Origin of the sequence: Corynebacterium humireducens NBRC 106098 = DSM 45392 (genome assembly GCF_000819445.1) — a bacterium.
Lineage (GTDB): Bacteria > Actinomycetota > Actinomycetes > Mycobacteriales > Mycobacteriaceae > Corynebacterium > Corynebacterium humireducens.
The window spans coordinates 485,005-497,860 of sequence record NZ_CP005286.1; the positions used below are offsets into that span (position 1 = coordinate 485,005).

General features: G+C 69.5%; 12 protein-coding genes. 7 read left to right on the forward strand and 5 right to left on the reverse strand.

Annotated elements, in window-relative coordinates; translation table 11 throughout:
• Nucleotides 1-16: 16 nt before the first annotated feature.
• The 4 genes from B842_RS02470 to B842_RS02485 are packed head-to-tail and all read right to left on the reverse strand — an operon-like array spanning nt 17 to nt 3,230.
• The gene (locus tag B842_RS02470; protein WP_040085003.1) at nt 17-1,246 is read right to left on the reverse strand and encodes a hypothetical protein; all 1,230 of its coding nucleotides are present in this window, start codon (nt 1,244-1,246) and stop codon (nt 17-19) included.
• A 22-nt stretch (nt 1,247-1,268) separates the two neighbouring features.
• A complete protein-coding gene (locus B842_RS02475; RefSeq protein ID WP_040085005.1) occupies nt 1,269-2,150 on the reverse strand; it encodes a C40 family peptidase in 882 nt (293 codons plus the stop codon).
• Nucleotides 2,147-2,416 (reverse strand): YceI family protein, encoded by a 270-nt coding sequence (locus B842_RS02480; RefSeq protein ID WP_040085007.1) that lies wholly within the window; start codon nt 2,414-2,416, stop codon nt 2,147-2,149. Before B842_RS02480 ends, B842_RS02475 begins: the two co-directional genes overlap by 4 nt.
• 43 nt (nt 2,417-2,459) lie before the next feature.
• Nucleotides 2,460-3,230 (reverse strand): metal-dependent hydrolase, encoded by a 771-nt coding sequence (locus tag B842_RS02485; protein ID WP_040085008.1) that lies wholly within the window; start codon nt 3,228-3,230, stop codon nt 2,460-2,462.
• Nucleotides 3,231-3,383: 153 nt separating this feature from the next.
• Between B842_RS02485 and upp the strand changes: the two genes are divergently transcribed.
• From upp to B842_RS02505, 4 genes are all read left to right on the forward strand, one after another.
• Nucleotides 3,384-4,019, forward strand: a complete 636-nt coding sequence (gene upp, locus B842_RS02490) for a uracil phosphoribosyltransferase (RefSeq protein ID WP_040085009.1) — start codon at nt 3,384-3,386, stop codon at nt 4,017-4,019.
• 81 nt (nt 4,020-4,100) lie between these two features.
• Nucleotides 4,101-4,622 (forward strand): helix-turn-helix transcriptional regulator, encoded by a 522-nt coding sequence (locus B842_RS13065; RefSeq protein ID WP_052437691.1) that lies wholly within the window; start codon nt 4,101-4,103, stop codon nt 4,620-4,622.
• Nucleotides 4,623-4,670: 48 nt separating this feature from the next.
• Complete coding sequence (locus tag B842_RS02500) at nt 4,671-5,879, forward strand: M20 family metallopeptidase (protein ID WP_082028479.1); 1,209 nt, start codon at nt 4,671-4,673, stop codon at nt 5,877-5,879.
• A gap of 76 nt (nt 5,880-5,955) precedes the next feature.
• Nucleotides 5,956-7,365 carry an NAD(P)H-quinone dehydrogenase gene (locus tag B842_RS02505; RefSeq protein ID WP_040085010.1) on the forward strand — a complete coding sequence of 470 codons (1,410 nt, stop codon included), beginning with the start codon at nt 5,956-5,958 and terminating at the stop codon, nt 7,363-7,365.
• 48 nt (nt 7,366-7,413) lie between these two features.
• Here the strand turns inward: B842_RS02505 and B842_RS02510 are convergent, their stop codons facing one another.
• A complete protein-coding gene (locus B842_RS02510; RefSeq protein ID WP_040085011.1) occupies nt 7,414-8,736 on the reverse strand; it encodes a short-chain fatty acyl-CoA regulator family protein in 1,323 nt (440 codons plus the stop codon).
• A 178-nt stretch (nt 8,737-8,914) separates the two neighbouring features.
• On the opposite strand from B842_RS02510, the gene prpD reads away from it, so the two are divergent.
• From prpD to B842_RS02525, 3 genes are read left to right on the forward strand one after another with little or no spacing between them, the layout of a single operon-like run.
• A complete protein-coding gene (gene prpD / locus B842_RS02515) occupies nt 8,915-10,429 on the forward strand; it encodes a 2-methylcitrate dehydratase PrpD (RefSeq protein ID WP_040085013.1) in 1,515 nt (504 codons plus the stop codon).
• On the forward strand, nt 10,429-11,355 hold the full coding sequence (gene prpB / locus B842_RS02520) for a methylisocitrate lyase (RefSeq protein ID WP_040085014.1): 927 nt from the start codon (nt 10,429-10,431) through the stop codon (nt 11,353-11,355). The genes prpD and prpB overlap by 1 nt, the downstream gene beginning before the upstream one ends.
• 43 nt (nt 11,356-11,398) lie before the next feature.
• Nucleotides 11,399-12,550, forward strand: a complete 1,152-nt coding sequence (locus B842_RS02525) for a bifunctional 2-methylcitrate synthase/citrate synthase (protein ID WP_040085015.1) — start codon at nt 11,399-11,401, stop codon at nt 12,548-12,550.
• The last annotated feature ends 306 nt before the right edge of the window (nt 12,551-12,856 follow it).

Below are 12,856 nucleotides of genomic sequence, written 5' to 3' on the forward strand. Positions count from 1 at the left end.
GGCGTCGATAAGCCCCCTAGAACTTGGAGAAGCGCTTGACCAGCATCTCCTCCAGGTCCTTCCACGAGTTCGCGTGGTCGGTGAAGGGCTTGGAGGGCACGTAGCCGGGGGTCTCGGTGGAGCCGAGCATGTAGGAGAGGTAGTCCTGCGTGCGCGGGTTGGCCAGCAGGTAGGAGTTGAGCGAGTCGTCGGCGGCCCAGTCGGCGGCGTCGGCGAACAGCTCGTAGCCGCGGGACATCTGCGCGGTGTCCACGGCCTCCGGGCCGGCGTTGATGTCCGCGACGAGCCCCTGGTACGAGTACTGGTTGTCCGGGTGGACGATGACGTCGAGTTCGCCGGCGTTGGCGTGGGTCATGACGGTCTCCCAGGTCGGGAGGGCGGCCATGTCGTGCTCGTCGTTCTCGACGAGCCAGCGGGCCAGCTGGCGGGTGGTCGGGAAGGTGAAGATCTCGCCGTACCGGCCCAGGAACACCGGGCGGCCGTCCATGTAGCAGCGCAGCGTGTAGACGGACTTGCCGTCGAGGGTGACCTTGATCGGGTCGATGCCGGCCACGCCCCAGACGGAGGAGTCGTACGGGTCGGCCTGCTCCTCGGCCTCCTTGGCGGCGGCCTCCGCGGCGGCGCGGGCCTCGGCGGTGGCGATGCGGGCGTTGTCGATGAGCTTCTGCGCGGCGGCGGTCTCCTCCTCGGAGACGTCGATGACGCGGACCTGCTCGTCGAGACCCTTGACCACCATCGGCCAGTTGTCCAGGACGGTGCGGCCGACGGCGGACCACTCGCCGAGACCGTGCTCACCGGAGTAGTGGTCGGCGCCGCGCTGGACGTTGCCCAGCACGGAGTGGGAGGCGAAGAAGAGGATGACGTCGTCGATGCCGAGGACCTCGGCCAGCGACTTCGTCATCTGGAAGGAACGGGCCACCGCGCCGACGTTCTCGTAGGACGGACGACCGGCCAGGAACGCCGGGGTGCCGATGATGTCGAAGGTCTCCTTCTTGTCCGGCACGATCATGTCCGCCGGCTGCGCGGAGAACTGGCCCCACTTCGGGTGGGAGACCAGGTCGTGGCGCTTCCCGGACTGCAGGAAGGCGTAGAGCTTTGCCGGGGAGGTGAAGAGGTAGAGCCCGGCCTCGTCACCGAGGAAGGCCTGCCATTCGGCCCCGTGCTCCTTCCAGCTCGGCGCCCACAGGGTGTAGTAGTCGCCCTCGGTCAGAGACAGTTTCACGGGAATGATCGCACGGGAGGTCATGGGGCGGGATTCTACCGGAGTCCTAACCCGTCGGCCGCCAGAAGCCCTTGAACGCCATCCCGGCGTTACTGGTCCGCAGCGGGTTGAGGGAGACGGGGTCACCCGCCTCGATGAGCTGGCCGTCGCCCGCGTACATCGCGACGTGCCCGTCCCACACCGCCAGGTCCCCGGGCTGCAGCTCGTCCATGCCCACCGGCACGCCGACGTTCTGCTCCTGCGCCAGCCGCGGCAGCTCCACCCCGGCCTGCCGGTAGGCCCACTGGGTCAACCCGCTGCAGTCGAAACCGGCGGGCGTCGTGCCTCCCCACAGGTAGGGGGTGCCCAGCGCGCTCTTCGCCGCGGCCACCGCAGCGTCACCCGCCGACGACTGCTTGTCGACGTCCCGGGGCTCGTCCTCCACCGTACCCTCCGGGGCGGCCTCCTCCGTGGGGGCCGGCAGCGCGGCGGTGTGGTCCGTGGCGGCGACCCGGTCGAGGTCGGCGGCGAGCGGGGCGAGCAGCGAGTCGAGGTCGGTGACCCGGGCGGTGGCCTCGTGGACGAAGACCTGCCCCAGGTGCTGCAGTTCCAGCAGCGCCCCGGCCTGCGCGCCGGGCACCGGGGACAGCAGGCGGGGCAGGACGCCCGACGCCTGCCGGAGGAGTTCGTGGCCCAGGTGGGTGAGCTCGGCGCGCGTGGTCTCGACGTGGGCGGCGGCCCGGTCGCTGAGCTCCGTGACCAGGGCCCGGTCCCCGCTCAGGGCGCGGGCGGCCTCGACCAGCACGGTCCCGCCGGTGCTGCCCTGCGCGAGCATCTCCGCGAGCGGGACCGCCGCCTGGAAGTCCGGCAGGGCGGGCAGACGGACCGGGGACAGGTGGGCGGGATGCAGGCCGACGATGTGCTGCAGCGCGAGGACGACGTCCCTCATGCGAGCCTCCCGAGGTCCGCGGCGAGGAGGTGGTCGGCGTCCTCGAGGTCCGTGACCGCCCGGTGCGAACGCTCCCCGAGCAGGCGGGCCCGGTCGTGGACGCGGCGGGTCTGGGTGTCGAGGTTGAGGAGGGCGTCGAGAAGCGCGTCCGCGAAGCGGCCCTCCCCGGAGACGGTGACGGGGGTGGCGGGTGGATGGACGGCGGCGTCGAGAAGCTCGGAGGAGAGGAGGCGGGCATGGGCGGGATCGAGACGCAGGGTGCTCATGCCTTAATTGGACTGCGGAAACGGCCGAAAGGTTCCCGCGGATCTAGGAGACCGTGGTCCCCGAGGCCACGGCGATGGTCTGCGCTGCCACCAGCAGGGAGAACACGGCCAGCAGCATCCGGTCGGCGAACCCGGACGCCGGGATGCGCAGGGGCTTCGGCAGCCGGAACTTCCACCAGCGGCGCCGCCCCACCGGCACCAGCGGAGCGAGCAGCGGGATGCCGTTGCGCGTGATGGAGTCACCCGCCAGGTGGGTGAGCACGCCGACGGTCACCGCGGAACCCATCACGAGCGCGGACGACGTCGTCGGGACATACACCCAGGCACCCGCCGCCACCAGCGCCGAGACGCCGGTGACCGCCAGCCAGTCCTTCTTCTTCGACCACTCCGGGAGCAGCCCCCGGATCGCCAGACCGAGGAACACGAACAGCAGACCGATCTCCGCCGGCTTCCCGAACGCACCGATCAGGTAGGAGGCCGCCACACCCGCCAGGAGCGCGAACCACAGGGTGTGCGTCGCCGTGCGGTGCCCGTGGCCGCAGCGCCTGTCGCGGGAACCACGGGTGAGATTGACGAAGGACCGCGCGGTGCCCTCCATCACCCGCGACAGCGCGAGGGAGAAAGGACCGAAGGAGCGGGAGACGGTGGCCTGCGGGGAATCGAGGTCCGGCAGGAGGGCGGCACCCGCGGCGATCCCCGCGTAGACGAACGCCTCCTCCGGTGAACTGACCCCACCCCAGGAGGCGGGCAGCGCCTGGGCGACGGCGAGGCCGACGGCGGCGCCGCTCATCGAGTGGGTGGGGCCCATGACCATGGTGGTGGTCCTTTCGTGGTCGTGCTCCCGGGAAGAAAGACGAGGACCCCTCCGGGAAGGGGTCGAGAGTTTGATGCTACCAAGCGGGGTGGGGTCTGCGGAGGTGCGCCGGCAGACATTACCCGCCGCGCGTGCGCGTCTATTCTGGGGCGCATGGAGATCACCATCGTCGACCATCCGCTCGCCGCCTCGCGACTGACCATCATGCGCGATGAGCGCAGTGACAACGCCGCCTTCCGCGCCGCCCTCGCCGACCTCGGCGCCATGCTCGTGTACGAGGCCTCCCGGGACCTGCCCGTGGAGCACTTCGACTGCCGCACGCCGGTGGCCGTCGCCGACGGCACCCGCCTGCAGGATCCGCCGATCATCGTGCCCGTCATCCGCGCCGGGCTGGGCATGATCGACCCGGCGCTGTCGATGATCCCGGACGCGCAGGTCGGTTTCATCGGGCTCGCCCGCAACGAGGAGACCCACGAGCCGGTGCCGTACCTGGAGGCGCTGCCGCACGACCTGAGCGGCCGCACGGTGTTCGTCGTCGACCCGATGCTCGCCACCGGTGGTTCCCTGCTGCACGCCATCCGGCTGCTCGCCGAGCGGGGTGCCACCAACATCACGGCGATCTGCATGGTCTCGGCGCAGCCGGGTGTCGACGCCCTGGCGGACTCCGGTCTGCCGGTGCGTCTGGTCACCGCGTGCGTGGACCCCTCGCTCAACGCGGACGCCTACATCGTCCCTGGTCTCGGCGATGCCGGCGACCGTCTCTACGGTCCGCGCAACATCGATCTGTAACCCTGCGGGACGGTTCCCGCCACGCGACTCCGCCCACTGCAGTGGGCGGAGTTCTCCCATTCCAGTGGGCACCGTGGAGGAATGGCGCAGGAACAGGACTGGAACGGCTGGCCGAGCTTCGGGCTCAGCCTCGGCCGTAACCTCCGTCGCCTGCGCAAGGCCCGCCGACTGACGCAGGACGACCTCGCCGAGCTCACCGGCCTGACGCGCAACACCATCTCCAACATCGAGAGGAACCTCGGCAACGCCGACACCCCCGGCGATCCCCGCCTGTCCACCGTCTACCGTCTGGCGCGGGCCCTCGACGTCCCACCGGCCGTCCTGCTGCCCGCCGGCGGCGAGATGGTGGCGGACATCTGCCCGGCCGACGCCTACGGAATCACGCTGCGCTGGCCCGCGGACACCGTCCTGGAGCCCTTCCGCGCGGAGTACGTCGACCACGGCACCGGGCCGCGCTACGAATCGGTGGTGGTGGACGAGGCCCGGGAGGTCCGGCAGAGCAGGAGGAAGCGGGGAACCCGGGCAGCACGGGGCAAGGGCACTCCCGCGGTCGAGGGTGGCGGCCAGGGTGGGGACGACGGTGGGGATTCCGTGACGGAGTAGCATTGAGGCCGTTGACCCTCTGGTGTGGTCTGCGGAAAGGGGCAGTTCGTGAAGGGTATCGCCGCACGCGTCGATGACTGGCTGATCCGGCACAAGGACGAGGTGATCGGCTGGCGTCGTCACCTGCACTCCCACCCGGAGCTGTCGCACATGGAGTACGAGACCACCGAGTTCATCGAGGAGACCCTCCGCAACCGGGGTCTGACGCCGCACCGCTTCCCCGGGACCGGTCTCATGGTGGACATCGGGCCGGACACCGACGACAAGCTCGCCTTCCGGGCCGACATCGACGCGCTGCCCGTCACGGAACTGACGAAGCTGCCCTTCGCCTCCGCGGTGCCGGGCGTGTCGCACTCCTGCGGCCACGACGTCCACACGACCATCGCCCTGGGGTTGGCCTGTGCGCTGGCGGACCACGCCGACTCCCTCACCCACGGCATCCGCGTCATCTTCCAGCCGGCGGAGGAGGTCATGGACGGCGGGGCCACCGACGTCATCGCCTGGGGTGGTCTCGACCGTGTCGGCTCGATCTTCGCGGTGCACGTGGAGCCGAAGCTCAAGGTGGGCAAGGTCGGCGTGCGCACCGGCGCCATCACCTCGGCTGCGGACGTCCTGCGGATCAAGGTGGCCGGCCCGGGCGGGCACTCCTCGCGTCCGCACCTGACCAACGACGTCGTCTACGCGCTGTCCTCGCTGGTCACGCAGCTGCCGGCGCTGCTCTCGCGCCGCATCGACCCCCGCACCGCAACGGTGCTCGTCTTCGGTTCCCTCAACGCCGGCTACGCCCCGAACGCCATCCCGGAGTCCGGCCAGCTCACCGGCACGATCCGCACGGCGGACATCACCACGTGGCGCACCCTGCAGGAGCTCCTCGAGGAGCTCATCACCCAGGTCCTCGCGCCGACCGGCTGCTCGCACGAACTGTCCTACCAGCGGGGCGTCCCGCCGGTGCTCAACGACGACGTCGCCACCGCCATGCTTGCCGACGCCGCCCGTGCCATCGACCCGCAGGCCGTCGTCCAGGCGCCGCAGTCCTCCGGCGGCGAGGACTTCTCCTGGTACCTGGAGAAGGTCCCCGGCTCCATGGCCCGCCTGGGATGCTGGTCCGGCGAGGGACGGATGGGCGACCTGCATCAGGGTGACCTGGTGGTCGACGAACGCGCGATCGGCGTCGGCATCCGTCTGTTCGCCTCCGTGATGGAGCAGTACGCGGAGGTCACCGGAACGGGTGGAACCAGCGGCGGCTTCCTCTCCTAGCGACTAAACTCGGGCAGCAGTTCTGCACAACCCGAGTGAACCCGCATACCTTGAAATCGCGCGTGGAGGAGACCCCTTGAAGAATCGCATCGTCATCATCGGTGGAGGACCGGCCGGCTACGAGGCCGCCCTGGCCGGAGCCAAGTACGGAGCGGATGTGACGGTCATCGAGGAACGCGGCATCGGCGGCTCCTCTGTCCTCCTCGACTGCGTGCCCTCCAAGTCCTTCATCGCCGGAACCGGCATCAAGACCGACCTGCGTCGCGCCGATGACATGGGCCTGAACTCGCTGCTCGGCCGCGCCCGCATCCACCTGCCGGCCCTCAACCAGCGTGTGAAGAACCTGGCGCAGGAGCAGTCGGACGACATCATCGTCCAGCTCGAGCGCGCCGGCGTACGTTTCGTCCACGGCCGCGGCCGCTTCGCGGAGTCGCAGATCGACCAGGTGCACCACGAGATCACCGCCACCCTGGAGGACGGCACCGAGGAGGTCTACGAGGCCGACCTCGTCCTCATCGCCACCGGCGCGACCCCGCGCATCCTGCCGAACGCCAAGCCGGACGGCGAGCGCATCCTCACCTGGCAGCAGGTCTACGACCTGGAGGAGGCCCCCGAGCACCTCATCGTCGTCGGTTCCGGTGTCACCGGTGCGGAGTTCGTCTCCGCCTTCGCCGAGCTCGGCGTCAAGGTGACCATGGTCGCCTCCCGTGACCGCATCCTCCCGCACGACGACGCCGACGCCGCAGACGTCCTCGAGCACGTCCTCTCCCAGCGCGGCGTCTCCCTGGAGAAGCACGCCCGCGTGGAGTCCGTCACCCGCACCCGGGACGGCGGCGTCTGCGTGAAGACCTCCGACGGCCGCGAGATCTTCGGCTCCCACGCCATCATGTCGATCGGTTCCATCCCCGCCACCGAGGGCCTGTGTCTGGAGAACGTCGGCGTGAAGACGACGGACTCCGGCCACATCAAGGTCGACCGTGTCTCCCGCACCAACGTCGCCGGCATCTACGCCGCCGGTGACTGCACCGACCTGTTCCCGCTGGCCTCCGTCGCCGCGATGCAGGGCCGCATGGCCATGTACCACGCTCTCGGCGAGGGCGTCACCCCGATCCGCCTCAAGACCGTGGCGACGGCCGTGTTCACCCGCCCGGAGATCGCCGCCGTCGGCGTCACCCACGCCCAGGTGGAGAGCGGCGAGGTCTCGGCCCGCGCCGTCGTCCTGCCGCTGCAGTCCAACCCGCGCGCGAAGATGCGTTCGCTGAAGCACGGCTTCGTCAAGCTGTTCTGCCGCCGGAACTCCGGCCTCATCATCGGCGGTGTCGTCGTGGCCCCGTCCGCGTCCGAGCTGATCCTGCCGATCGCCATCGCCGTGTCCAACAACCTCACCGTCAAGCAGCTCGCCGAGGTGTTCGCGGTGTACCCGTCGCTGTCGGGCTCCATCACCGAGGCGGCCCGCCGCCTGGTGGCCACCGACGACCTGGCCTAGATCCCACGGGCAACCGCCCCGGCGCAGGTGCCGGGGCGGTTTCGCGTCTCAGTAGGTGGTGTAGGAGAAGTCCAGGGTGGCGTCGAGGTCGACGACGACCTGACGTCCGACATGGGGGAACGCGCGCTGGGGGCAGCGCTCGCGGGGGCAGGTGGTGCAGCCCGGGCCGATCGGGGTGGCGGAACCGGGGGAGAGGTCCAGGCCGGTGGCGTAGACGAGGCGTTCCGCCTGGTCCAGGTCGCAGCCGAGGCCGACGGCGAACTCCTTGCGGGGCTGCCCGAAGCCGTGGATCTGGCCCGCGACGGTACGGGCGATCCACAGGTAGTGGCGGCCGTCGGGCATGCCGGCGACCTGGCGGGTGACCCGTCCCGGGGTCTCGAAGGCGCGGTGGATGACCCACAGCGGGCAGGAGCCGCCGGAGCGGGAGAAGTGGAAGCCGGTCGCCGACTGGCGCTTGGAGATGTTGCCCGCGCGGTCTGTGCGGACGAAGAAGAAGGGGACGCCGCGGTTGCCGGGGCGGTTGAGCGTCGACAAGCGGTGGCACGTGGTCTCGAAGCCGGTGCCGAAGTGCACCGCGAGGCGGTCGATGTCGTAGCGGACGTCCTCCGCGGTGGTGAGCATCTGCTCGTAGGGCATGACGACGGCTGCCGCGAAGTACTGGGCCAGCGCCAGGACGGCGATCTCGCGGGCCTCCTCGGTGGGCAGTTCGGCGGCGATCTCACGGAGCAGTTCCTCGTGGCCGGTGAGCCCGTACTGGAGGGCGAGCTCGAAGCACAGCTGCGCCTCGGACAGGCCGGTGCGCAGGTGCAGTTCGCGGGTCTCGGGGTGGTAGACGCGGCGGGGGCCGGTGGTGATCTTGCGGAAGCGGACGACGATACCGAGGTCGCGGTCGAGGGACGTCGCCAGGCGGGTGAGGCGCAGCTGCGGGTCGCCGAGGCGGCGGGCCAGCTCCTCGCCGAGGAGGTCGAGTTCGTGGACGTAGTTGTGGGCGTCGTAGAAGAAGTCGCGGACGAGGCGGTAGGGGGAGTCGTCGATGGGGGAGGGGGCGCGGTCGGCGAGCTCGAGGACCTGCCCGACGAGCTCCGGGTAGCGGGCGGCGAGGTCGGCGAGCTGGTCGTCGGGGACGGTGGGGAAGGCGTCGCGGAGGGCTCCGATGGTGCGGGCGTCGTGGTCGGGGGAGAAGAAGGCGGGGTCGACGTCGAAGTGCTGTGACAGCGCCATGAGGACGGTGACGGTGAGGGGGCGCTGGTCGTTCTCGAGCTGGTTGAGGTAGCTCGTCGACAGGCCGAGACGCTTGGCCATGTCCTGCTGCGTGAGGCCGCGACCCCTCCGCAATGTGCGGATCCGTGCCCCCGCGAAGTGCTTGCTCATGTGATGCCCTCTCCGGTGATTCCCTGTGTGACCAGCGCTTTCCACAAGTTTTGCAGTAAGCGCGGTGTGATGCCACAACTTTACACAGACTTCACTGTGACTCCCAACACAAAATTCGCACTACTGTGAGGGCCAACGCAGAACCAGCCAGCACAGAACGAGGAGTAGCTCGAGAACCATGATCAACCACACCGTGCGTACCTACCGCTCCGCCGAGGACTTCCCCCACGAGGAGCACCTGGCCTACAAGATCGCCCGCGTCGCCGCCGACCCGGTGGAGGTCCCGGAGGAGACCAAGGAGATGATCATCAACCGGATCATCGACAACGCCGCCGTCCAGGCCGCCGCGGTTCTCCGCCGCCCCGTCACCTCCGCCCGCGTCATGGCCCAGGCCCGCCCCGTCACCGACGGCCGCGGCGCCTCCGTCTTCGGCCTCCCGGGCAAGTACGCCGCCGAGTGGGCCGCACTGGCCAACGGCACCGCCGTCCGCGAGCTCGACTTCCACGACACCTTCCTCGCCGCCGACTACTCCCACCCGGGGGACAACATCCCGCCGATCCTCGCCGCCGCCCAGCAGGCCGGCAAGGGCGGCCGCGAGCTCATCCGCGGCCTGGCCACCGGCTACGAGATCCAGGTCGACCTGGTCCGCGGCATCTGCCTCCACGAGCACAAGATCGACCACGTCGCCCACCTCGGCCCGTCCGCCGCCGCCGGCATCGGCACCCTCCTCGACCTCAACGTCGAGACCATCTACCAGGCCATCGGCCAGGCGCTCCACACCACGACCGCCACCCGCCAGTCCCGCAAGGGCGAGATCTCCTCCTGGAAGGCCTTCGCCCCGGCCTTCGCCGGCAAGATGGCCATCGAGGCCGTCGACCGCGCGATGCGCGGCGAGGGTGCCCCGTCCCCGATCTGGGAGGGCGAGGACGGCGTCATCGCCTGGCTGCTCTCCGGTCCGGGCCACGAGTACACCGTCCCGCTGCCGGCCGAGGGCGAGGAGAAGCGCGCGATCCTCGACACCTACACCAAGGAGCACTCCGCCGAGTACCAGTCCCAGGCCCCGATCGACCTGGCCCGCTCCATGGGCGAGCGCCTCGCCGCCGAGGGCAAGGACCTGGCCGACGTCGAGTCCATCGTCCTGCACACCTCGCACCACACCCACTACGTCATCGGCACCGGCTCGAACGACCCGCAGAAGTTCGACCCGAAGGCCTCCCGCGAGACCCTCGACCACTCCATCATGTACATCTTCGCCGTGGCCCTCGAGGACCGCTCCTGGCACCACGAGCGTTCCTACGCCCCGGAGCGCGCCAACCGCCCGGAGACCATCGAGCTGTGGCACAAGATCTCCACCGTCGAGGACCCGGAGTGGACCCGCCGCTACCACTCCTCCGACCCGAACGAGAAGGCCTTCGGCGCCCGCGCCGTCATCACCTTCAAGGACGGCTCCGTCGTCGAGGACGAGCTGGCTGTCGCCGACGCCCACCCGCTCGGTGCCCGCCCGTTCGCCCGCGAGCAGTACATCGAGAAGTTCCGCACCCTGTGCGAGGGCGTCGTCTCCCGGGAGGAGCAGGACCGCTTCCTCGCCGCCGTCCAGGACCTCGAGAACCTGACCGACCTGGCCGAGCTCAACATCGAGCTCGACGAGGACGTCCTGGCCCAGGCACCCACCGTCGGCGAGGGTCTGTTCTGATGGCCGGCCTGTTCTCCTCCCAGGTGACGCCGACCGAGCGTCGGAAAGCCTTCCGCGACGGCCTGAACAGCGGAAAGATCCAGAAGTTCCCGGGCGCCTTCTCCCCGCTGGTGGCACGCGCCATCCAGGAGGCCGGCTTCGACGGCGTGTACGTCTCCGGTGCCGTCGTCGCCGCCGACCTGGCCCTGCCGGACATCGGACTGACCACCCTCAGCGAGGTCGCCCACCGTTCCCGTCAGATCGCCCGCGTCACCGACCTGCCCGTGCTCGTCGACGCCGACACCGGCTTCGGTGAGCCGATGTCCGCGGCCCGCACCATCTCCGAGTTCGAGGACGCCGGCGTCGCCGGCTGCCACCTCGAGGACCAGGTCAACCCGAAGCGCTGCGGCCACCTCGACGGCAAGGAGGTCGTGCCCACCGAGCTCATGCTGCGGCGCATCACCGCGGCGGTCAACGAGCGTCGCGACGACCAGTTCGTCATCTGCGCCCGCACCGACGCCGCCGGCGTCGAGGGCATCGACGCCGCCATCGAGCGTGCCAAGGCCTACGCCGACGCCGGCGCCGACCTCATCTTCACCGAGGCGCTGCACACGCCGGCGGACTTCGAGAAGTTCCGCGCCGCCGTCGACGTGCCGCTGCTGGCCAACATGACGGAGTTCGGCAAGTCCGAGCTGCTCTCCGCCCAGCAGCTCGAGGAGCTCGGCTTCAACGCCGTCATCTACCCGGTGACCACCCTGCGCATCGCCATGGGACAGGTCGAGGAGGCTCTCGCGGAGATCGCCGCCACCGGCACCCAGACCGGGTGGGTCGACCGCATGCAGCACCGCTCCCGCCTCTACGAACTGCTCCGCTACAACGAGTACAACGCCTTCGACCAGGAGGTTTTCACGTACTCCGCCGACACCTACCAGCCCACCTTCCAGTAGCCCACCAGCAACTCCTGACATTCCTTGAAAGGGGATGAGTACCATGTCCGACAACACCAACATCGAGGTCCGCAAGGGTCTCTACGGCGTGATCGCCGACTACACCGCAGTCTCCAAGGTCATGCCGGAGACCAACTCCCTGACCTACCGCGGATACGCCGTCCAGGACCTCGTCGCAGAGTGCTCCTTCGAGGAGGTCTTCTACCTCCTGTGGAACGGTGAGCTGCCGAACGAGGAGCAGCTGGCGGAGTTCAACAGGCGCGGCCGTTCCTACCGCAAGCTCGACGCCGGCCTGATCGCACTCATCCACTCCCTGCCGCTCGACTGTCACCCGATGGACGTCATGCGCACCGCCGTGTCCTACATGGGCACCAAGGACTCCGAGCACTTCACCCCGGACGCCGACCACATCACCCACGTCGGCCACAACCTCCTCGCCCAGCTGCCGATGGTGCTGGCCATGGACATCCGCCGCCGTCAGGGCCTCGACATCGTCGCCCCGGACCCGGACAAGTCCGTCGCCCACAACCTGCTGTCGATGGTCTTCGGCAACGGCCCGGAGTCCCCGGCGTCCAACCCGGACGACGTGCGTGACTTCGAGAAGTCGCTCATCCTCTACGCCGAGCACTCCTTCAACGCCTCGACCTTCACCTCGCGTGTGATCACCTCGACCCGCTCGGACGTCTACTCCGCGATCACCGGTGCCATCGGCGCCCTCAAGGGCCCGCTGCACGGCGGCGCCAACGAGTTCGTCATGCACACCATGCTGGAGATCGACGACCCGGAGAAGGCCGCCGACTGGGTCAACAACGCCCTGGACAACAAGGACCTCATCATGGGCTTCGGTCACCGCGTGTACAAGAAGGGTGACTCGCGTGTCCCGTCCATGGAGGCGTCCTTCCGTGACCTCGCCGAGCGTCACGACGGCGCCAAGTGGGTCGCCATGTACGAGAACATGCGCGACGCCATGGACGCCCGCACCGGCATCAAGCCGAACCTGGACTTCCCGGCCGGCCCGGCGTACCACCTGCTCGGCTTCCCGGTCGACTTCTTCACCCCGCTGTTCGTCGTCGCCCGCATCGCCGGCTGGACCGCCCACATCGTGGAGCAGTACAACGACAACTCCCTGATTCGTCCGCTCTCCGCCTACAACGGCCCCGAGCAGCGCCAGGTCACCCCGCTGGCCGCCCGTTAGCCCCACGGCCGGCACCGGACCACCGCGACGCCCACGGCACTGCCCACACATTGGGGTGGTGCGCGTGGGTTTCGCTGTTCGGAACACCTGTCGGCCCATTCCGCAGGGCGGGACAGAAACGGCCTTTCGGGCGCCCGTCCCGCGGAGTGCGGAAATGGACCGCACCGGGTCCACCACCTGCAGATACCCCCTGTGACTAGGGGATACTCCCCCGAAGACAACCCTCTTTCTTGCGATACTGTGGTGTGCCAGAGAGCTCACCCGCTCTCAGACACACCCCCGACATGACGTTCGGAAAGGAACCCC